This is a genomic window from Pseudomonas multiresinivorans, assembly GCF_012971725.1.
In the GTDB taxonomy this organism is placed as follows: domain Bacteria; phylum Pseudomonadota; class Gammaproteobacteria; order Pseudomonadales; family Pseudomonadaceae; genus Pseudomonas; species Pseudomonas multiresinivorans.
In genome coordinates, this window is record NZ_CP048833.1 from 4,087,021 (window position 1) to 4,107,673 (window position 20,653).

Consider the following 20,653-nt stretch of genomic DNA (forward strand, 5'->3'; position numbering starts at 1 on the left):
TTTTTTATGCCCGCAGGAAAGCCATTTGCCTCGATCCCATGTCTCTGCTGTCAGTAAGCACGCGCAACAGCGCCCTGCGCTGCGTTTGGTGGACACCAAGAAACTCTCCCGTGAAGCCTGGCTGGCCGTTCGAAAAGACGGTATCGGTAGCTCCGATGCTGCCGCGGCAGTCGGCCTCAATCCGTACAAATCCCAATTGGAGTTATGGCTGGAAAAGACCGGCCGTGATGCTGGCCTAGCGAAGTCAGATCCTCATGATGAAGAAAGCCCTACCTACTGGGGCAACATCCTCGAACCGATCGTCGCAACACACTACACCCGCCGCAGCGGACACCGAGTGCGGCGCATCAACGCCGTGCTGCAGCACCCTGATCCGAAAATGAACTGGATGCTGGCCAACATCGACCGCGAGGTTATCGGCGCCAGCGATGTGCAGATCCTCGAATGCAAGACCGCAGGCATCAACGGAGCGCGCCTCTGGAAAGAAGGCGTGCCGGTGTATGTGCAGCTGCAGGTGATGCATCAGTTGGCGGTGACCGGTAAGCAAGCGGCAGACGTGGCCGTGCTGCTCGGCGGCCAGCAGTTGGAGATCCACCGCATCGAGCGTGACGACGAGTTGATCGCTCGGCTGATCGAACTGGAGCAGGACTTCTGGAACCACGTGCAGCGCGACACTCCGCCGCCGGCCGATGGCTCTGAGTCAGCAGAGCAGGCGCTGCGCTGTCTCTACCCAGAAGACAACGGCAACACGCAGGACTTTTCACAGGATCCGATTCTCTGCGCCGCCTTCGATGAGCTGAAGGAAGCGCGAGCCACTCTCGAGGCCCACAGCCAGCGCGAGGCTGAGCTCAAACAGTTTCTGCAGCAGGCCATGGGTGAAGCCAGTCGAGCGGTGTTTGCCAACGGTTCGGTGACCTGGCGCAAGGCTAAGGACAGCCAGGCCCTGGATGTCCCGAAGCTGCTGAAGGAAAAGCCGTATCTCCTCACACGCTTCTCCACCACCAAACCGGGAAGCCGTCGCTTCCTGGTTAGCTGAAATCGTTCCCCCTTGACCGCCCCGATGCTCACGGCTCGGGGCGGTCTTTTTTATTCACTTGGAGAACCACCATGCTCAAAGGCCTGGCTATCACGCCGCCCGTACTCGGGCGGATTTCCATCGGCAAGGTTGTCGAGAAGAACGGCAAGCGTCTGCCGGAGAAGGACGATCAATTCACCATCACCTCGCAGGTGCTACTACGTGATGGCTGGATCCACCACCCGATTGACGAAGAGCTGCGCAAGGCTCAGGGCGGCAAGATCCGCAGCATCCCAATCCGCCTGCTGTTCAACTCGCCCGAACTTAATTTCCGTGCCGAGTACTGTCTGTTCGATCAGCAATCCGGTCGGCCGATCTGCGTCGGCAATGGCGACACCTGCAAGCGGCGCGGCAAAGACAGCATCGACTCACTGCCCTGCCCTTCGCCCGATGGCTGCTCACTCGTGAAAGGCGGCGCCTGCAAACCATACGGCCGACTCAACGTCGTCATCGGCGATGAAGATGCCCTCGGCACCTTTGTATTCCGGACCACCGGATTTAACAGTATTCGCACCTTGGCCGCTCGCCTGCAGTACCTGCAAGCGATTTCGGGAGACCGCCTGGCGTGCTTGCCGTTGGAACTGCGCCTACGCGGAAAGTCCACTCGCCAGAGCCACGGCTCGCCAATCTTCTATGTCGATATCACCGCACGCAGCGGGCTATCGATCGAAGCGGCGCTGCAGCAAGGCCGGGAGACCGATGACGCACGACAAGCATCAGGCTTCGACCAGCATGCCCTCGATACTGCAGCACGGCAAGGATTCGCCAATGGGGCCTTTGAGGAAAGCGAAGAAGAAGGCGGCGCAATCGTTGAGGAGTACTTTCCCGCCCCTGCGACCACCACAGAGACTCCTCCCGCTCCAGCAAACGAACACATCACCGCCAGCACTCGCCCGACTCTATCGACGCTGCTGCGCGAGCGCGCCGAAGCTCGTAATCAACAGCCCACCAATTAACAAAAACAGGTGCCGGGCGGCAGCTCGGTGCCAACTAAACATGCAGGAGTAAAAAACATGCTCATCCTCACCCGCAGCGTCGGCAAAACCATCCGCATTGGCGACGAAATCGAGATCGTCATTCTCCGCATCAACGGCAACCAGGTGCGCGTTGGGGTCTCTGCACCGCCCGACATTACGGTGCATCGCGATGAGGTCTATCAGCGCATCCAAGCAAACCAACATTGCCCCTCCTGATCACTCACCTCACAGGAAAATCGGCATGACGCTACTACGCTTTCTGGGCCTGCTGTTCTTGCTGGTCAGCATCTTCGCCGGTACTGCAGCTGTTGTTGCTCTAACAGTTATAGCTATGCGGTTTTGGCCGTTGTCACTGACACTTATCCTGGCGCTCGCCATATTCCACTTCGCAATCCAGCAATCCCCACGCCGCCGGGACTAGCCCGGCATAAACAGGAGCCCTCCGGGCTCCTGTTGCGGTTTCTTTTTTGCTCGTAAACAGTCAGCAATCGGCCAGAAGCGGTCGCTCAGTTCACCAGAATCACCTTCGGCAAAAGACCGGGTGTATGAGCAACTCTGGTAGCGACTGATTCAATTCGAGGTCAGGATCTCGATCACTTTCTTTCGCTTTTCAGTAGGTTCTGCTTTGTACAAAAGCTGTGCGAACTCAATGCTGTTTTTTCCGTTCGACCAAGGACGCGAACCTGTTATTCGGGCCGAAGGGTCGCCGCCAGCCTGCAGCAGGTAACGCAGTAAATCTGGTTCAGCGGTAAGCACTGCGACATTGATCGGAGAAATTCCCTCACTATCGGGATGTTCAATAGAGCAACCATGAGCACGAAATTCGTCTATCAACTTCAAAACTTCCCGTTTGTCCGAGCCGGGGAGGTCATAGGACGATGCGGTCAGCGCAATGGCTGGTTCCTGCCGCCCCTCATGTACGACGACACACTCCCCTTTCCCTGCGGCAACTCGAATAGCTGATAACTCATCCGCGTGTGAGAGAGGGATGTAGAGCTGAGTAACGATGATTGGTGCAAGAGTCAGAAGGGTCCATTTCATATGCCTGCCATCCTTGTTTGAGTCGGTGCGAACTAAAGCTGATGCAGAAAAAGGTCGTCGCAGGTCATGCCCACAGTCCGTTCAGGGCACGATGCCGCATACCACGGTATACGGCCAAACTGAACTACCTAGAAATGGTTTCCTGCTGCCACCTCAGGAACCCGAATTGATCGGGCCCGGCATCGCTACAGATACCCTTGGACCCTAAGCCGTACCAGTGAGGAGTGCTGACTCCGTGAAGTTTCTCTCATCTCCCCGGAAACAGGTTGTAACCGCCAGTTACGCCCTTGCCCCATCTACCTACGGCCCCCCATGGGAAGGCAGCAGCCTCTCGTCAGGGGCAGAAATCGGCCAGAAGCGGACCTTCGACCTTACTCAGGCTCTACCGCATTGACCTTATCTACCAGACACAGAGTTTTGGCACCTTGGCTATCTGCATTGACGAGCTCAAGGCAGGGGACCCGAGGGTAGTCGATAAGCGTCTGCTCGATGCTTTCAACGCCATGGAACACTCGCCAGACCCGGCGGCTGCGAGGGTGGCAGAACTTAAAGCAAAGTATGAATTCGTTCGTCCCCACCTTCTGGATAAGCGGCTGAAGCTTGTCCCTGGTGTCGCAGCCTATTACCTAGGCCAGATCGGAGATACGCTGGGACACGAAACACCGAAAATGAACTAGATATTGTTCAATCACGAGCTGTATGAGCCGTGGCGCCAATATATTCCAAGCCACTCTCGGTCCAGATGGATAGGCGAGCCCCCTGGCAAGAGGTCTTTCACCTTTGCCAGGGCGGGGCTGCCGATGCGGGGCTTTGCGGTGTTCAGCTCGTGAGCTGTTTCGCCGAGTCTTCGGTGGCGGCAGGGGCCGGAGGTTGCGATGCCAACTTCGCACGGTTTCTTCGATCCTGGCTGCGCTGCTTCGAAGCTTGCTGCTTTGCATACAACGCCTGAGCGGCCGTCACGGTGCCAACCGCCTGGCCATTCAAGTCCAGGCGCGGCGCATCCTCAACCATGCTTGCCCAGTATCGGGCCCCCCGGCACCAAGTGGCGATGCCCAGTTTGAGCTGTTCGGTCGTTAATCCGAGTTGCTCAAGGTGCTGCTCGGCATCCTTGAGGATGCCTTCTTTGAGTGGAGCCTTGGGGGCCGGATTGACTGGGAAAGCCAATGGGAAATGCCTTTGCAACCGCCAGATGGCTTCCAATGCAGGATCCTGATCACGAGGCTTCGCCTGGCGGGGAGGCTTTTGCTTGGTGCGCTTCGCGCTATCGGCCTGTGCTTGCTCTTTTTCAGCCCGCAGGCGGTCACGTAGTCCAGCTAGTTGTTCAAAACCCATCGTTCAATTCACAGCTTCGAGGTTGATTGCGTGGTGCGAGGTTAATGCAAACAGCCCTTCGAAGCACCTGGATCGGATAAACCGTCTTGGGCAGAGACTCTTGATCGTCTCTAACCAAACCAACAGTGGCTGTTGATCTGGTTAGCGTTTGATTGGGCTCAGGTCTGGAAAACCGCTGATCCCTGGAATGAATCAGCAGTTGATCACTGGATCAAGCGACTCGGAACAGGTTGTGCGGGTCGATGACGAATTTCTTCGGTACGCCGGCATCGAACTCACCGTAGCCTTTGGGCGCCTGGGCAGCTTCAGCAGGTTGAAGTCGGCGTAAGGCACCAGCACGTATTCCTCCTGGCCACCGACCCAGCCGCCTATGTCGACGTAGCCGTAGGCGCCGCGGGCGCGGGCCGGGTTGACCGTCAGGCAGACGCCGGTGTGCTGTTCCTTGCAGATGCGGCAGTGACCGCAGGCGACGCTGAAGGGCACCGAGACGAGGTCGCCGATCTTCATGGTTTCCACGCCACGGTCGATCTCGACGACTTCACCGGTGATCTCGTGACCCAGCACCAGGCCTTCGGGCGCAGTGGTGCGGCCGCGGACCATGTGCAGACCGTTGCCTTGGAATTGGGCTACGAAAGCGCCAGCGGGTTTGTCACCATGTTCCGCAAGACAATGGGAAAACCGCCAGCGCGCTACCTGCTTGAGTATGTGCCAATGCCGGCAGCACAGACGCCACACCCGGAAGTGGCATCGTGCTGAGGCCTTGAAAGGTCCTCGCTCTAACGCGAAGAGCCCCTGCTTCGAGAGGGTCGAACAGGGCGCGTTTTCAGCCGGGTGAATCCACAGTCGATAGCTGCCTCTCACCAGCGGCAGAAATCGGACAGAAGCGGACGCGTTTTCGCAAGACCCGTCACTGCGCCGTCTGCTGCGGCCGCCGCTTGTCTTCGGCCAGTTTGTACGCCACGTAGTACTTGTAGATGTTGCCGACGTAATCGACTGTTTCTCGCCCAACCACTCTGGCAGCGGCGTGCTCGACATTACCGAACCAAATGTTTGGGTCCAGACCCGACTCCTGTGCCAGGCGACGGAACTTCATCAGGTTGCCGGGGCCGGCGTTGTAGGCGGCGAAGGTCATCAGCGTCTTGTTCAGTGGCGTCAACTGCGGATCGTTGAGGTACTTGTCGGCAAGCAGTCGCATGTACTTGGTGCCCGCCTCGATGTTCTTGTCCGCGCTCTTGTCGATGCCGCGAATGGCGACCGAGCGATCCGCCGCGGTACTGGGCTTCATCTGCATCACCCCAACCGCCCCGCGCGAGCTGCGCGCTTTCTGGTTCAGCTGTGACTCCTGGAAACCCTGGGCGACCAGCATCAGATAATCGAAGTCGTAGGTTCCGGCATGCTTCTGGAACAGCCCGACCATGTTGCGGAAGTTCTCCATGTCGGCTTCGGACGTGGCGTCGAACAGTCGCTTGCTGTTCTTCACGTACTTGTTGCGCAGGGAGTTGCCGAAGGTTGTCCCCACCTTATGCGTTTGCACGAAAGCCCCCAGGGCCTCCTGCAACTGCGGGCTGCCCTTGCGAATTGCCCAGGCGAAATCGGCCCCCTGAGCGTTGATCACGATGTTCTCGTGTACCTGCATCTGCCGGTACAGCGCTCCCCACGACCTCGCGATGTAAAGGTCGACCACAGTGGCCGGGACCAGCCCGGCATTGACCATTTCCAACAGGTCCTCGGACTCGAGGTTCTCGTCGGCAGCCTTGATCTGCACCGGAGCGAGGCCCTTTTCGGCGAAGGTTCTGTTCAGCGCCTGCAGGTGTTCGTAGTAACTGCTCGACGGCCGTACCATGACCTCCTGTCCTGACATCGCTTCCAGCTGGTCCGGAGATTTGCTGCCGGGCGCCGTCACCAGAACTTCCTTGATCCCGGTGGCAAAGGGCGCGGCGAAGTCCACTGCCTGCATGCGGCTGTCAGTGATCGTCAATCCTCCTGCGGCGATATCGCCGACGCCAGCCTGCAGCTGCGGCATCAACTGGTCCCGGGGCGTGGGGATGAACAGGACCCTCCACTGCAGAGACTTTTCCGCGTAGGGGTACTGCCTGTTCAGCCAGGCCTCCAGTGCCTTGCCCAGCTCGTAGCTGATTCCGGCCTCTCGCCCTCGGTCGACCGCGAAGAAAGTCCGGCTATAGGGCACGAGGATGCGCACCAGCCGGCGCTCGCGCATACCGTCCAGGTCACCCTTCCACGCCGGCGGAACCGGCAGCACCATGGCGCGGACTTCCGCCTCTTCCTGCTGGGTCAGCCGGGCATCGGGCAGTGAGGGTTGTGCGGCATGGGCGCAAAGACATGACAACAGCGTAAACGACAGGCACACGGAAGCGAGGCTGCGGCGTCCCATGGTTCGAACCTTCCCGTTGAGCTGGATGACCGGTCGCAATACAGGCCCAGGTCACGTGGCCGGCGCCGTGCCCTGGGCGAATACCGCTGGCGGAACTGGGGAAGCCCCGCCGTCAGTTCAAGACTAGTCCAAGGCCCGTCAAACGCATCGCCACTCGCTTCCCAGCCGCGGAGCCCTCGTCGCATCCTGCCGCACCACAAACTGTGGGCGCGTCCTTACGCTCGGTCTGGCGGACGCTCCTAGACGACTCTGCCGACGCGCATTGGTGTTGCCCCCAGCCAGGGTCGGCATGCGCGCTGCGGGAGATGATCTGCTGCCTGCCCGGCAGCAGATCATTCCTTGCGAAGCCTCAGGGCTTGATGGCGATCTTCAGCACGCCGTCGCGCTGGTGGGCGAACAGGTCGTAGGCGTTGACGATGTCGTCGAGCGCGTAGTGGTGCGTCACCAGCGAGCCGAAGTCGGCGCGATTGGACTCGATGATGCTCATCAGCCGCCGCATGCGCTCCTTGCCGCCGGGGCACAGGGCGGTGTTGATGCGGTGGTCTCCCAGGCCGGCTGCGAACGCCGAGAGCGGTATGTGCACATCGCTGGAGTAGACCCCCAGGCTCGACAGCGTCCCACCCGGCTTGAGCACCTTCATCGCCTGCTCGAAGGTGCTCGGCAGCCCCAGGCACTCGATGGACGAATCGGCGCCGCGCCCACCGGTGAGTTTCATCACCTCTTCCACCACGTCGCACTTCGTGAAGTCCAGGGTGACGTCGGCCCCCATGCTGCGGGAGATGTCCAGCCGGTGCGCGTTGCCATCCACCGCGATGATGGTCGAGGCGCCCAACAGGCGGGCGCCGGCAGTGGCGCACAGGCCGATCGGCCCCTGGGCGAAGACCACCACGGTGTCGCCGATACGGATATTGGCGTTCTCGGCACCCTTGAAGCCGGTGGACATGATGTCGGGGCACATCAGCACCTGTTCGTCGGTGAGGCTGTCCGGGATCGGCGCGAGGTTGCCTTCGGCATCGGGCACCAGGACGTACTCGGCCTGGGTACCATCGATCAGGTTGCCGAAGCGCCAGCCGGCGGTGGCCTTGTAGCCGTGGCAGGCGCAGCGGCCGCTCTCGACGAGGTAGCTGCCATCCTGCGAAGGCACGCCATCCTGCGCGGCATAGGAATTGAAATTCGGGCAGATAGCACCGGCAATGACCCGCTGGCCTTCGCGGTAACCCTTGACCGCGCTGCCGAGCTTCTCGATCACGCCGACCGGTTCGTGACCGACGGTCAGCCCCCTGGCCACCGGGTATTCACCCTTGAGGATGTGCACGTCGGTGCCGCAGATGGTGGTCGTGGTGATGCGGATCAGCGCGTCATTGGGGCCGACCTCGGGGATGGGTTTGTCCGCCAGCTCGATTCGCCCCGGTTCCACGAAGATCGCCGCTTTCATCATTGCCATCGTTGTTTCTCCTCGCTTGGAATGCGCCATGGATGCACAGGGCCGGAGATCGCAGGGAACGAATGCCCGCGGCGCCTCGGCCGATTGGACCCAGTGTGCTTGGCCGGAGCGAAATCCCTTTGATGCATATCAAGCCAGGGGGAAGCTCGCTCGGCAGCCTGCCTGCCGGGAACGCTGGCGGGCTGATAGAGCATTGACCGGAATCGCCAGAAAACAAGGCGCGCGACCAGTGCGTCGAACATGGGCAACTCCACCGGCGTGAGGTCCAGCGCGATGCCCTGGTAGCACGCGTGGAAGGTTGCGCGCATCCAGCGCCAATCGACACCTGGGTGCCGGTGCGCCGCAGCAGTGATCCTATACAAGCCCCTCGGGGGGATAGCTGGGAATCTGCCCAACGCCTGCCGCCAAGCGCCCACCGGAGGAATCGTTCGAGGCCCGCGGAGGTTACAATGGCGCCCACACCAACTCCCCCGCATCGGCCAAGCCCGGAGCCAGCTTCAGATGTTCACCCTCGTAAACCTCGACACCTCGCCCCCCGAATCCCTGAAAAGCCAGGTGCTGCAGATGGTGGTGGACCATTTCAGCGACATCAGCCCGGTGCCGCTGACGCCGAGCAACCCGCTGTTCCAGCTGTACCAGTACGTGATCGGCTTTGAGGTACATCTGTACCTGCAGGCCATGGACGGTTCCGCCGCGAGTCCCGCCCGACTGATCCTCGCCCTGGACGATGAAGACCCGTCGCAGGTGCTCGGCTTTGCCCTCTACCTGCCGAGCCAGGACGACGCCGAGGCCTGCACCCTGGCGTACATCGCCGTCCAGGCCAGCCACCGCCGGCGCGGTATCGCCCGCGCCATGCTGCAGAAGATGCTCGAGCATCGCCCCCACGCGGAACTGGCCTGCGCGGCGGGCAAGGTGCCGGTCTTCGAGGCGATGGGTTTCCGCGTCCTGGCGGCGCAGGGGCCGCACGTGCTGCTGAACACCCGCGACCAGCGTTCCGACGGCATGGTCGCGGTGCAGGATCTCGCGCCGATCTACCAGTCCAAGGAAGTACGACAGATCCACACCTACCTGGTGAAGCAGAAGGGCAGCAAGGCGATGCGCGAGGCCGAGCAGAAACGCGATCGCCTGCTGGACCAGATGACCTGGCAGGCCCGGGAACTGGTCAAGGCGCGCTTCCCGACGATTCACTGAAGGGCGCTAGCCGGGAACCCGCGCCGACACTCCCCCAGCGTCGCTTCAGCGCCCGGATTCGGGCATGTAGAACGCCACCAGATCGAGACAGGCACTGATGCCATGCTCGATGGCCTTCATGTTGCGCCGGCGCTGCCAGTCCAGCCACAAGCCATCGAGCATGGCCATGATGGCGTCCGCTGACTTTTCGATACGCTCGGCGCCCACCTCGCGCTCCTCGGCAATCCTGCGCAGGATTTCCACCAGGCGTTCGCGGTAGATGGCGTAGAGCTTGCGCTCGGTATCGGCGATGTCTTCCTGGAACAGCGAGGCGGACCACAGGTCGATGCGCACCGACAGGTAGCTGCGGTCGAGGAAAGTGCTGGTGAAGCCACTGCGCAGGAACACTTCCAGCTGCGCCATGGACGTACGCGGCTCGGCCACCAGCCCCGCACGGGTCGCTTCGTAGAGCTGGTGCGAGGCGTACTTGTAGGCCTCCACCAGCAGCTCGTTCATGTCCTTGAAGTGGTAGCTGATATGCCCCAGGGCCATCTCGGCGCGCGCCGCCACCTTGCGCGCGGACAGCTTGGCGTAGCCCTCCTCGCTCAGGCAGAGGAAGGCAGACTTGATGATCTCCTCGCGGCGCAGTTCGGGGTCGTAGACCTTTTTCGTTTTCTGTTGCGCCGCTTTCTGCTGCGCCACCTTCTGTTGTGACATGGCGTGCCGATTCCAAGGTTGGCAGTTGGGGCGGATTATTCCGCCCCGCGTCCGTCAGGGTCAAAAGTTACTTCAATCAGAGCCTGATCCAGGTCGCCTTGAGTTCGGTGTACTTGTCGAAGGCATGCAGCGAACGGTCACGCCCGTTGCCGGACTGCTTGAAGCCACCGAAGGGCGCGGTCATGTCACCGCCCGAGTACTGGTTGACCCACACCGAACCAGCCCGCAGCGCACGCGAAACCTGGTGCGCGCGGGACAGGTTGGACGTCCACAGGGCCGCTGCCAGGCCGTAGGGCGTGTCGTTGGCGATGGCCACCGCTTCCTCGGCATCCTTGAAGCTGATGACCGAGAGCACGGCGCCGAAGATTTCCTCGCGGGCGATGCGCATATCGTTACGCACGCCATCGAAGACCACCGGCGCCAGGTAGCAACCCTCACCTTCGCCGCTGCCGGCCACCAGCCGGGCGCCCTCCTCCAGGCCGCTGACGATGTAGCCCTGCACCAACTGCAGATGCTGGGCGTCAACCAGCGCGCCATAGCGACTGGCCGGATCAAGGGCGTCATTCGGTGCCCACGCAGCGAGTGCTTCGCGCAGATGCTCGAGGAACGCTTCGCGCACCGACTCCTGCAACAGCAGGCGCGAACCAGCGGTACAGACCTGGCCCTGGTTGTAGGCGATGGCAGAGGCGGCACTGATAGCCGCCGCGCGCAGGTCGGGCGCATCGGCGAAGACGATGTTCGGGCTCTTGCCACCGGCCTCGGTCCACACGCGCTTGAGGTTGGACTGCCCGGCGGCGACCATCAGGCGCTTGGCCACGCCGGTCGAGCCGGTGAAGGCGATGGCGTCGACGTCCATGTGCCGCGACAGGGCGTCACCGGCCTCGGCGCCGTAGCCCGGCACCACGTTCAGCACGCCCTCGGGAATCCCCGCCTCGCAGGCCAACCGAGCGATACGGATGGCCGTCAGCGGCGAGCGCTCGGACGGCTTGAGCACCACGGAGTTGCCGCACGCCAGCGCCGGGCCGAGCTTCCAGCTGGCCATCAGCAGCGGGAAGTTCCACGGCACTATCACTCCCACCACGCCCACGGCTTCGCGGGTGACCAAGCCCAGCTGGTCCTCGGCGGTGGCGGCGATCTCGCCGTAGACCTTGTCGATGGCCTCGGCGGACCAGCGAATGGCGTTGGCCGCGCCGGGCACGTCGGTGGCCAGGGAGTGGGCGATGGGCTTGCCCATGTCGAGGGTTTCCAGCAGCGCCAGCTCCTCGGTGTGGCTTTCCAGCAGGTCAGCGAAGCGGATCAGGATGCGCTTGCGCTGCACCGGCGCCATGCGCGACCAGTGCCCGGCCTCGAATACCCGGCGCGCGCTGGCCACGGCACGCTCGATGTCAGCTGCGCCACCCCGGGCGATGGCCGCCAGCCGGCGCCCGTCAAGCGGGCTGGTCTTGTCGAAAGTGCGCAGGTCCTGCGCGCTGCAGTAGTCGCCGTCGATGAAGCAGCGACCTTCGATGGCGAGCGTTGCGGCGCGCTCGCTCCAGTCCTGCAGGGTTGTTGCGGTCATGGGTTTGCTCCTTGAGCGGAAATGAGTTCAGGCCACGCCCCGTTGCGACAGGCCGTCGAGCCAGTCCGGGTCCATCTGCGGCATGCTGTCGAGCAGGCGCGTGACGTAGCTGTCGCACGGCGGCGTGAACACCCGCTGCTTGTCGCCGAAATCGACGACCCGGCCAGCCTTGAGCACCAGCACGTCGTCGGCGATGGACTTCACCACCGACAGGTCATGGGTGATGAACAGGTAGGTGATGCCCAGGCGCTGCTTGAGGTCGTCGATCAGCCGCAGGATTCCCTCGGCGACAAGCTGGTCGAGGGCACTGGTGATCTCGTCACAGACGATCACTGCCGGGTCCGCCGCCAGGGCGCGGGCAATGCCCACTCGCTGCTTCTGTCCGCCGGACAATTCACCCGGCCGCCGGGCCATGAAGCGGCCGGGCTCCAGGCCCACGGCATCGAGCAGTTCGCGGGTCCGTTCCTCGCGCCGCGCAGCACTCAGGCCGCCGTAGAACTGCAGCGGCCGCCCAACGATGTCACCGATGCGGTGGCGCGGGTTCAGCGCGGTGTCGGCCATCTGGTAGATCATCTGGATCGAACGCAGCTCGTCCCGGCTGCGCTTGGCGTAATGCCCCGCGAGCGGCCTGCCCTGGAACAGGATGCTGCCCTCGCGGCTGGGCAAGGCCCCGGTGATGCAGCGCCCCAGCGTCGACTTGCCCGAACCGGACTCGCCGACGATGGCCAGCGTGCGCCCGGGGAAGACCTTCAGCGACACGTCGTCGAGCACCTGCTTGTTGCCGTAGCCGGCACGGATGCCGCGCAGCTCCAGCAGCGGTTGCTGGTCGGCGGCCACCGGCGGACGCGCCTCACACGCGAGGTTGCGTACCGCCCACAGCGAGCGGGTGTAGTCCGCCTGCGGCTCGGCGATCACCCGGCGCTTGTCGCCGCGTTCGACCATGTGGCCATCCTTGAGCACCATTACCTCGTCGGCCATCTGCGCCACCACGGCGAGGTCGTGGGAGATGTAGATGGCCGCCACCTGGAACTCCCGGACCAGCTCGCGGATGGTCAGCAGCACGTCGATCTGCGTGGTGACGTCCAGCGCCGTGGTCGGCTCGTCGAAGATGATCAGGTCGGGCCGGCAGGACATCGCCATGGCCGTCATGATCCGCTGCAACTGGCCGCCGGACACCTGGTGCGGATAGCGCTCGCCGATGGTCTCGGGCTCGGGCAGGGAAATCTTCCGGTACAGCTCCACCGCATCCCGGCGCGCCTGTTCGCGGGGCGCCAGGCCGTGCTCCAGGGCGCTCTCGCAGTGCTGGTCGATCAGCCGGTGCGCCGGGTTGAAACTGGCTGCCGCGGACTGCGCCACATAGGCGATGCGCGCGCCGAGCAGTTCGCGATGCTGCGCTTCGGGCACCTGGCGCAGGTCGATGCCGTCGAAGAGAATCTCGCCGCCGCTGATACGGCAGCCGTCGCGGGTGTAGCCCATGGCAGCGAGGCCGATGGTGGACTTGCCGGCGCCGGACTCGCCGACCAGGCCAAGTATCCTGCCGCGCTGCAATTGCAGGTCGATGCCGTGGACGATCTCGCTCCAGCCGTCCGCGCCGCCGGCCTCGATGCGCAGGCCGGTAATCTTCAGTAAGGGTTCGCTCATGCTGCGTGTCCTCGGACAATACGTGGGCAGGACGGTCATCGCCGCTGGGCGAGGAACCAGTCGGCAACGAAGTTGACGGCGATCGCCAGCACGCCGATGGCGGCGGCAGGGATCAATGGCGTCAGGTCGCCAAAGGAAATCAGCGAGGCGTTCTCGCGGACCATGCTGCCCCAGTCCGCCAGCGGCGGTTGCAGCCCCAGGCCGAGGAACGACAGCGAGGAAATGGTCAGGAACACGAAGCAGAAGCGCAGGCCGAATTCCGCCACCAGCGGTGCCCGCACGTTGGGCAGCAGTTCCACCGCCACCAGCCAGAACAGCCCTTCGCCGCGCAGCCGGGCAACTTCCATGTAGTCGGTCACCACCACGTTGAGCGACACCGAGCGCGCCAGGCGGAAGATGCGCGTGGCGTCCACCAGGGCGATGACGAACACCAGGTTGGCGATGCTGGTGCCGAAGATGGTCAGCAACAGCAGCGCGCAGATCAGCTGCGGCACCGCCATCAGCACGTCCACCAGGCGTGACAGCGCGCTGTCCACCCAGCCGCCCATGGCAGCGGCGATCAGCCCCAGCGAACCGCCGATGAAGAAGGCCAGCGCGGTGGACAGCAGCGCGATGCCGATGGTGTTGCGCGCGGCGAAGATCACCCGCGAGAGCATGTCGCGCCCCAGAGCGTCGGTGCCCAGCCAGTGCTGCGCACTCCAGGGATCGTATTCGCCGCCGACGATCTCGGTCTCGCCGAAGGGTGCCACCAGCGGGCCGAACAGCGCGAGGAAGGTGTAGAAAAGGATGATCAGCAGGCCGATGCGGGCGGTCCAGGTCATCTGTTTGAAGGTTGCGATCAAGGCATTCATCGTTTCGCCCTCACTGGCGATGCAGCAGGCGCGGATTGGTAACGATGGACAGCACGTCGGCGAGCAGATTGATGCCGATGTAGACCACCGCGAAGATGCAGCAACAGGCCTGGACCACCATGACGTCGCGCTTGATCACCGAGTCCACCATCAGTTGCCCGAGGCCGGGGTAGACGAACACCACCTCGACCACCACCACGCCGGTGATCAGGTAAGCGAGGTTCACCGCGATGACATTGACGATGGGCGCCCAGGCGTTAGGCAGCGCGTGGCGCAGGACGATCTTCAGCCGCGACAACCCCTTGAGCCGGGCCATCTCGATGTAGGGCAACTGCAGCAGGTCGAGTACCGCGATACGCGTCATGCGCATCATGTGGGCGGTGATCACCAGGGTCAGCGTCAGCGCCGGCAGGAAGGCCGCCTGCAAGTGGTCGAGCAGGCTCGCCGAGGCCGGCACGTCGGCGATGGAAGGAAACAGCGGGTGCTTCACCGCCAGCCAGAGGATCAGGATGTAGCCGATGAAGAACTCCGGCAGCGACACCGCCGCCAGGGACACGATGTTCACCACCCGGTCGTAGATCGAATCCTTGTAGAGCGCCGCGAACAGCCCCAGCAGCAGCGCCAGCGGCACCGCGATCAGCGCTGTGTAGCCGGCCAGGAACAGGGTGTTCAGCAGGCGCTGGCCGATCAGTTCGGACACCGCCCGGCCGTTGGACAGCGAGGTGCCGAAGTCGCCCTGCAGGCTGCCCAGCAGCCAGTTCAGGTAGCGGCTCAGCGCGGGCTGGTCCAGCCCCAGCTCGTGGCGCAGGGCATGCAGCGCCTCGGGCGTGGCGGACTGGCCGAGCAGCTTCTGCGCCATGTCGCCGGGCAGCAGCTGCACCGCCGCGAAAATGAGTGCGGAGACGCCCAACAGGGTCAGGGCTCCGAGAAGAATACGCCGCAAGAGAATGGGATAAATCAAAGCCATGGTGTCGACCTGCTGATCGGTTGGGCCGTTGTTGTTTTTCTGGTTATGGTTTTTCTGGTTATGGTTTTGCTGGTCTTTGCGCGGTCACGGGGAGGGTCGGGCAGTGCCCACCCTCCTCCGGCGTATCGGCAGGTGTTAGTGCGAGGCCTTGTCCAGGAAGGCTTTCAGGTGGGGCACCACCTGGTCGCTCGCTTCGATCAGGATGGCGTGCTTGAGGTCCGGCAGTACCACCAGCTGCGAGTGCGGCAACGCCTCGGCGATCTGCCGGTTCAGGCCCGGATTGCAGCCGCCGTCGAACTCGCCGGTGAGCACCAGGCACGGTTGCGTCACTTCATGCAGCCAGGGCGCCATCTCGGTCTCCGCGTAGATGTGGAAGACGTTGAGGAAGACCTCGGCCGGCGTGTCCATGACCTGCTGCTTGCGCCATTCGATGACCTCCGGGTGCGCCGCGCAGAAGCTCTCGGTGAACCAGCGCTGGGTCAGCGTATCCAGCACCGGGCCGATGCCCTTTTCTTCCATGGCGCGGACCACCTTGCGCACATTCTCGCTGTCCTGCGGCGAGCGGAATGCCGCAGTGGACAGCAGCCCGACGCTCAGCACGTGCTGCGGATACTTGTGCGCATAGGCCGGGCCGATCATCCCGCCGAGGGAGTGGCCGATGATGTGCATCTGCTCGATGCCCAGCCGCGCACGCAGCGCTTCGAGGTCCTCGACCAGTTCGTCCAGGCCGAACGCTTGTGTCGGCAGCGGCGATTCGCCGTGGCCGCGCAGGTCATAGCGGATGCAGGTGAAGCTGTCCTTCAGCGCCTCGGTGACCTTGTCCCAGCCGGTCTTGCGCGCGCCGATGCCGTGCACCATCACCAGGGCGGGGCCCTGTCCGTCCACGACGTAGGCGCAATCGATTGCCTTGCTCATCACGCGCCTCCTCAGCCCTGGGCCTTTGCTTCTGCGATGATCTCTGCGTAGCTGCGGCCGCCTACGCCCCAGTCGGCCGGGTCCACCTCCTTGAGCAGGATGGTGACTGCCTGTGCCTTGCCGCCGCAGACCTGGAGGTAGGTGTCGGTCAGCGCCTGGATCAGCTCGCGTTTCTTTTCGGCGGTACGTCCGGGGAAGAGTTCTACGGTAAGCAGGGGCATCAGCCGGTCCTCTTGTTCAGGTTGGGTTGGTTCGAGCGGGAGCTGAAGTGCGGAATGACCTGCTCGCCGAAGCGCCGCATCATGTCCAGGCTGTCCTCCTGGGACTGGCCGAAGTTGGCGGTCATGATCACTTCGTCGATGCCGGCCTCGGCATAAGCGGAAAGCTGGTCGATCATATGCTCGCGGGTGCAGATCAGCAGGTTCTTGCCCAGCTCCTCGATGGACTGCTGGCGTGGCAGCGCTTCGATGCCACCGCCATGGACGATGCCCGGCCCGGTGAACACGTTGTCGAAGCGGCGGTAGTACTCGTAGGCAAGTTGCAGCTTCTCGCGGGCGTCGGCTTCATCGCGGGCGAGATAGGTCGCACGCTGCAGCGAGAGCCGGGCGCGTCCGGCGGATTTCACTTTCGCCTCGGCGTTGCCACGGCGGAAGGCGTTGACCTGGTCCAGCAGCATCTGGTGATCGCCGCTCAGCGGCGTGGTCTGCACCGAGAAGCCATGGCGCGCGCAGGCCTGGATGCCCTCGGGCGCCATGCTCGCCACCACCAGCGGAATTTCCCGCTCGGGGCGCGGCATCACGGTCAGCGGGCCGAACTGGTAGTACTTGCCGTCCCAGCTCACTTCCTTGCGCGTCAGCAGGGCCTGCAGCACGGCCAGGGATTCGTCGAAGCGCTCGCGGGTCTCGCTCATCGGCACGCCGAGCATCTCGATCTCGTACTTGAAGGCGCCGCGTCCCACGCCCAGCACCAGGCGGCCGTCGCACAGGGCATCGGCCTGCACCACTTCGCCGGCGAATACCCGCATGTCGCGGATCGGCAGCACAGCGATGGACGTGGCCAGCTCGATGTGCCGGGTGACCGCCGCGATCTTCACCGCCATCTGCAGCGGCGACGGCACCAGCAGGATGTTGATCAGGTGGTGCTCGGGGATGGAAATGCCGGCATAGCCGACCTCTTCCGCCACCACGGCCTGCTCGACCATATGCTCGTAGAGCTGTTTGCCGGAGGCATCCGGATCGGGCAGGTAGGAGCTGAGGAAATGGTTGAATTCCATGTTGTTGTCCACTCGGTGGTCTTAGTGTTTCCAGTCCAGCCAATGCACGGGCTTGCCCGCGATGCCGGCGATTCGTCCGCCATCGGCGGTGTCGCAATAGATGCCGAAGCTGTCGGCCTGCCGCTCGCTGAAGAAGCGGTGGAGCATGCTGATGCAGTAGTCGCCGCGAACCAGCAGCCAGGGCTCGTCCTCGGCACGGAAGACCCGCACTTCCCGCCCGACGTCGCCGGACAGCGCCAGTTCGGCGCTGGCGTCGGCGCGGAAGACCAGGCGGGTGAAGTCATCGCCCGCCTCCTCGAACATCGAGTAGATGAACGATACCTCCCCCACCAGGCCGACCCGGCGGAAGACCTCATCGATGACCGCCTTCTGGCTCACCCCGGCCCGCCAGAACACCTCCGGGATGCTCCAGTGCTCCTGGTCCGGCTCGCGCACCAGCAGCACACCGTTGTCGCGGCCGATCAGGCACCCGACCTTGAGCGCACTGCCGCGCTCCACCTGGATGGCCTTGGCCCCTTCGGCGAAGTCGATGTAGCTGCCGCGGAAGTAGCCCAGCGGGCTGCCGACGCTGCTGCGGTAGCGCTGCACCTCGCCGATCAGGATCACGTGGTCACCCGCTTCCACCAGGCTGTGGCGCCGGCAGCTGAGCACGCTCAGGCTGTCGGCCAGGCACGGCACGTCGGCCTCGCAGGACAACAGCTCGACCCCGGCGAACTTGTCGGCTGAGCGCCCGGCGAAGCGGTTCGACAGGTCGCGCTGCCAGTCGCCGAGGATGTTGACGGCGAAGCGTTCGGCCGCGCTGAAGACCGCCAGGCTGCCGGCGCTTTTGGCGATGCACACCAGCACCAGCGCCGGGCTCAGCGAGACCGACGTGAAGGAGTTCGCCGTGAAGCCGCGCGGCGTGCCGTCGGCCTCGCGGGTGGTGACGATGGTGACGCCGGTCATGAAGGTGCCAAAGACGTTGCGCAGGCTGCGCGTGTCGTCCGAGCTGACCGAATGCCAGTCGAGGTTGCTCATCCCGTTCTCCCGCTTCACGCCAGCGACCAGCGCTCGATGGCGCGCATGCCGTCCAGGGCCATGTCGCCGGCCACGGTCGGCGACGTCACCACGTCGTTGCCCATGCCCATGATGTGGTTCATGAACATCGGCACCACGGTGGAGCCCTCGTCGCGCAGCATCGCCTGCATGTCCCAGTAGATGGCCTTGCGCCGGGCCTCGTCGAGCTCGGAGCGGGCCTGCAGCATCAGCTTGTCGAAGCGCTCGTTGTTCCACTGGGTGTCCCCCCAGGACGCGCCACTGGCGTAGATCTGGCTGAAGATCCAGTCCGGCGTGGCGCGGCCGGTCCAGTAGCACATGCACATGGGCTTCTTCGACCAGACGTTGATCCAGTAACCGTCATTGGATTCGCGCACCACCTTGAGGTTGATGCCGGCCTTGCGCGCGCTTTCCTCGAACAGCACGCCGGCATCCACCGCCCCGGCGAAGGCCGCGTCGGCGGCGCTGATGCTGATGTCCAGGCTGTCCAGCCCGGCCTGCTTGAGGTAGAAGCGCGCCTTGTCCGGGTCGTACTGGCGCTGCGGCAATTCGCTGTTGAAGTACTTCTGCTGGCGGCCGATGGGGTGGTCGTTGCCGACGCTGCCATGGCCGCGCAGGATCGACTTCACCCACTGCTCGCGATCCACCGCGTGCTTGAGCGCCAGGCGTACCTTGTTGTCCTGGAACGGGCTGACCTGGGCGATCATCGGCATGGTCGCGTGGTTCAGGCCGGTGACCTCGGCGATGCGCACCTTGTTGCTGCGCTGCAGCAGCGACAGGGTCTTGATCTCCACGCGGTTGATCACGTTGACCTTGCCGGTGAGCAGCGCGTTCTGACGTGCCACGGAGTCGGCGATGGCGATCAGCTCTGCCTCCTCGACGTGCGCCCGGCCCGGCTTCCAGTAGTTGGGGTTGCGCACTACAAAGGCACGGACACCGGGGTTGTACTCCTTGAGCATGTAGCCACCGGTGCCCACGCCGGAGCGCCAGTCCACCTGGCCGTCGGCGCCACGCGGCAGGATGCTCAGGTGGTAGTCGCTCATCAGCACGGGGAAGTCGGCGTTGCCGCCCTTGAGGCTGACGCGCACCGTCGAGTCATCGACCGCCTTCACTTCCTCGATCTGCGAGACGATCGATTTGGACAGGGACTTGGAGCCGTCCTTGCGGTGGTAGTCGAGCGTGGCCACCACGTCGTCGGCGACGAAGGGCTTGCCGTTGTGGAACTGCACGCCACTGCGCAGCTTGAAGGTCCAGACCCTGGCGTCCGGCGAGGACTCCCAGGACTCGGCCAGTTCGGGAATGGCGTTGCCGCTGCTGTCGATCTCCACCAGGTTGCCGCGCAGCGCCTGGCTCAGCAGCATCATGAAGTCGTCTTCGGCCAGGCCCGGATCTAGGCTGTCGGTGGTCGACGCACCGGCCAGGCCGAACACCAGTCGCCCGCCCTTCTTCGGCTCGGCGAATGCCGGCAACGGCAGACCGCCCAGCAGCACACCGGCCCACAACAATCCCATCGTCCCTTTCACCAGGTCACGACGGGTTACGCCGGAGGATGGCTCCCCAGGTTGCTTTTCCTTCATCCCACACCTCGCAAGACACGTGAGTTTTGTACGACCGTACAGGCATAGGACGAGGTTGCACCTGCGGTCTTCTGATTGTTTTTATCGCCTCAATGCGGCTGCCAAAGCGCTCTCTGTCGGATTACTTTTGGACAGTCGTACAGATTATTAGCGACAAAAATCGGAGCGCGCAAGAAATTTCTGTACAGTCGTACAGAATGATCTGGCAAACCGGTTGGTGTGATGACGCACCGGCCGCGACAACAACGGAAGATCACTTGGGGTAAAGGCCAGCCGGAAGCCGCTTGAGGCCAGCAGGCGCGGAACGGCTGCTCCGCTGCCTGCAGGTCGTCGTAGCCGGCTCAGGCCTGCCGGACGATATCCACCGAGATTTCCACGGCGGTGACGCTGCCGCGGTTCTCCAGCCAGTGCGTGGTGCTGTGGTCTTCGGGCCAGCCGACACCCGGCCCATAGTCCGTGGCGAGGCCGTTGCGGTGATCAGTGATGGTGCCCTGGAGGATGAACACAGTGCCGGGTCGGTCCACATGGTCATGGACAGGCCCGAAGACGCCGCCGGGCTCGATGGTCACCCGGCGCATCCGCAATTGGCGGCCCGCCATGCCCTCGATCTCGGGACCGAGATCGACCGATGACAACAGTTCCACCGTCACGCCTCGCGTATCAGGTGCTACTTCCTGGCCGTTCATCA

19 protein-coding genes and 2 pseudogenes are annotated in these 20,653 nt (G+C 63.6%); 5 read left to right on the forward strand and 16 right to left on the reverse strand.

Annotated features, from left to right (window positions below):
• Nucleotides 1–25: 25 nt before the first annotated feature.
• The 3 genes from G4G71_RS18475 (at nt 26) to csrA (ending at nt 2,268) form a co-directional block, all read left to right on the forward strand.
• Nucleotides 26–1,036, forward strand: coding sequence for a YqaJ viral recombinase family nuclease (locus G4G71_RS18475; RefSeq protein ID WP_240964807.1), 1,011 nt, complete (start codon nt 26–28; stop codon nt 1,034–1,036).
• Nucleotides 1,037–1,107: 71 nt separating this feature from the next.
• Nucleotides 1,108–2,031 carry a recombination directionality factor gene (locus G4G71_RS18480; RefSeq protein ID WP_138526758.1) on the forward strand — a complete coding sequence of 308 codons (924 nt, stop codon included), beginning with the start codon at nt 1,108–1,110 and terminating at the stop codon, nt 2,029–2,031.
• A 57-nt stretch (nt 2,032–2,088) separates the two neighbouring features.
• Entirely contained in the window at nt 2,089–2,268 is a 180-nt protein-coding gene (gene csrA, locus G4G71_RS18485) for a carbon storage regulator CsrA (RefSeq protein WP_138526757.1), read from the forward strand.
• Nucleotides 2,269–2,622: 354 nt separating this feature from the next.
• Here csrA and G4G71_RS18490 read toward each other — a convergent pair whose 3' ends face one another.
• From G4G71_RS18490 to G4G71_RS18500, 3 genes and pseudogenes are all read right to left on the reverse strand, one after another.
• On the reverse strand, nt 2,623–3,093 hold the full coding sequence (locus tag G4G71_RS18490) for a hypothetical protein (protein WP_138526755.1): 471 nt from the start codon (nt 3,091–3,093) through the stop codon (nt 2,623–2,625).
• Between the two features lie 819 nt (nt 3,094–3,912).
• Complete coding sequence (locus G4G71_RS18495; RefSeq protein WP_169939465.1) at nt 3,913–4,425, reverse strand: ProQ/FinO family protein; 513 nt, start codon at nt 4,423–4,425, stop codon at nt 3,913–3,915.
• Nucleotides 4,426–4,707: 282 nt separating this feature from the next.
• Nucleotides 4,708–5,040: pseudogene (locus G4G71_RS18500) on the reverse strand (alcohol dehydrogenase catalytic domain-containing protein); the annotation flags it as partial.
• Between G4G71_RS18500 and G4G71_RS29965 the strand changes: the two are divergent.
• A pseudogene (locus G4G71_RS29965) lies at nt 5,020–5,181 on the forward strand (helix-turn-helix domain-containing protein); the annotation flags it as partial. The pseudogenes G4G71_RS18500 and G4G71_RS29965 sit on opposite strands and share 21 nt — an antisense overlap.
• A gap of 151 nt (nt 5,182–5,332) precedes the next feature.
• Here the strand turns inward: G4G71_RS29965 and G4G71_RS18505 are convergent.
• Nucleotides 5,333–6,817 carry an MltF family protein gene (locus tag G4G71_RS18505; protein WP_169939466.1) on the reverse strand — a complete coding sequence of 495 codons (1,485 nt, stop codon included), beginning with the start codon at nt 6,815–6,817 and terminating at the stop codon, nt 5,333–5,335.
• A gap of 349 nt (nt 6,818–7,166) precedes the next feature.
• The gene (locus tag G4G71_RS18510; RefSeq protein ID WP_169939467.1) at nt 7,167–8,261 is read right to left on the reverse strand and encodes an NAD(P)-dependent alcohol dehydrogenase; all 1,095 of its coding nucleotides are present in this window, start codon (nt 8,259–8,261) and stop codon (nt 7,167–7,169) included.
• 501 nt (nt 8,262–8,762) lie between these two features.
• On the opposite strand from G4G71_RS18510, the gene G4G71_RS18515 reads away from it, so the two are divergent.
• A complete protein-coding gene (locus G4G71_RS18515; protein ID WP_169939468.1) occupies nt 8,763–9,452 on the forward strand; it encodes a GNAT family N-acetyltransferase in 690 nt (229 codons plus the stop codon).
• A gap of 45 nt (nt 9,453–9,497) precedes the next feature.
• Here G4G71_RS18515 and G4G71_RS18520 read toward each other — a convergent pair whose 3' ends face one another.
• From G4G71_RS18520 to G4G71_RS18570, 11 genes are all read right to left on the reverse strand, one after another.
• Complete coding sequence (locus tag G4G71_RS18520; protein WP_169939469.1) at nt 9,498–10,148, reverse strand: TetR/AcrR family transcriptional regulator; 651 nt, start codon at nt 10,146–10,148, stop codon at nt 9,498–9,500.
• Between the two features lie 76 nt (nt 10,149–10,224).
• Nucleotides 10,225–11,706, reverse strand: coding sequence for an aldehyde dehydrogenase (locus G4G71_RS18525; protein WP_169939470.1), 1,482 nt, complete (start codon nt 11,704–11,706; stop codon nt 10,225–10,227).
• 27 nt (nt 11,707–11,733) lie between these two features.
• Complete coding sequence (locus G4G71_RS18530) at nt 11,734–13,347, reverse strand: ABC transporter ATP-binding protein (RefSeq protein WP_169939471.1); 1,614 nt, start codon at nt 13,345–13,347, stop codon at nt 11,734–11,736.
• A 35-nt stretch (nt 13,348–13,382) separates the two neighbouring features.
• Nucleotides 13,383–14,198: an ABC transporter permease gene (locus G4G71_RS18535; RefSeq protein ID WP_024763491.1), complete on the reverse strand. Its 816-nt coding sequence runs from the start codon at nt 14,196–14,198 to the stop codon at nt 13,383–13,385.
• 10 nt (nt 14,199–14,208) lie between these two features.
• Entirely contained in the window at nt 14,209–15,165 is a 957-nt protein-coding gene (locus G4G71_RS18540) for an ABC transporter permease (protein WP_169939472.1), read from the reverse strand.
• A gap of 135 nt (nt 15,166–15,300) precedes the next feature.
• The gene (locus G4G71_RS18545) at nt 15,301–16,080 is read right to left on the reverse strand and encodes an alpha/beta fold hydrolase (protein WP_169939473.1); all 780 of its coding nucleotides are present in this window, start codon (nt 16,078–16,080) and stop codon (nt 15,301–15,303) included.
• Nucleotides 16,081–16,091: 11 nt separating this feature from the next.
• Nucleotides 16,092–16,301, reverse strand: coding sequence for a tautomerase family protein (locus G4G71_RS18550; RefSeq protein WP_169939474.1), 210 nt, complete (start codon nt 16,299–16,301; stop codon nt 16,092–16,094).
• Nucleotides 16,301–17,353 carry an LLM class flavin-dependent oxidoreductase gene (locus G4G71_RS18555; protein WP_169939475.1) on the reverse strand — a complete coding sequence of 351 codons (1,053 nt, stop codon included), beginning with the start codon at nt 17,351–17,353 and terminating at the stop codon, nt 16,301–16,303. The genes G4G71_RS18550 and G4G71_RS18555 overlap by 1 nt, the downstream gene beginning before the upstream one ends.
• A gap of 21 nt (nt 17,354–17,374) precedes the next feature.
• Nucleotides 17,375–18,370: a flavin reductase gene (locus tag G4G71_RS18560; RefSeq protein ID WP_169939476.1), complete on the reverse strand. Its 996-nt coding sequence runs from the start codon at nt 18,368–18,370 to the stop codon at nt 17,375–17,377.
• Nucleotides 18,371–18,384: 14 nt separating this feature from the next.
• A complete protein-coding gene (locus tag G4G71_RS18565; protein ID WP_240964808.1) occupies nt 18,385–19,899 on the reverse strand; it encodes an ABC transporter substrate-binding protein in 1,515 nt (504 codons plus the stop codon).
• Between the two features lie 407 nt (nt 19,900–20,306).
• Complete coding sequence (locus G4G71_RS18570) at nt 20,307–20,651, reverse strand: cupin domain-containing protein (RefSeq protein ID WP_169942725.1); 345 nt, start codon at nt 20,649–20,651, stop codon at nt 20,307–20,309.
• Nucleotides 20,652–20,653 lie beyond the last annotated feature (2 nt).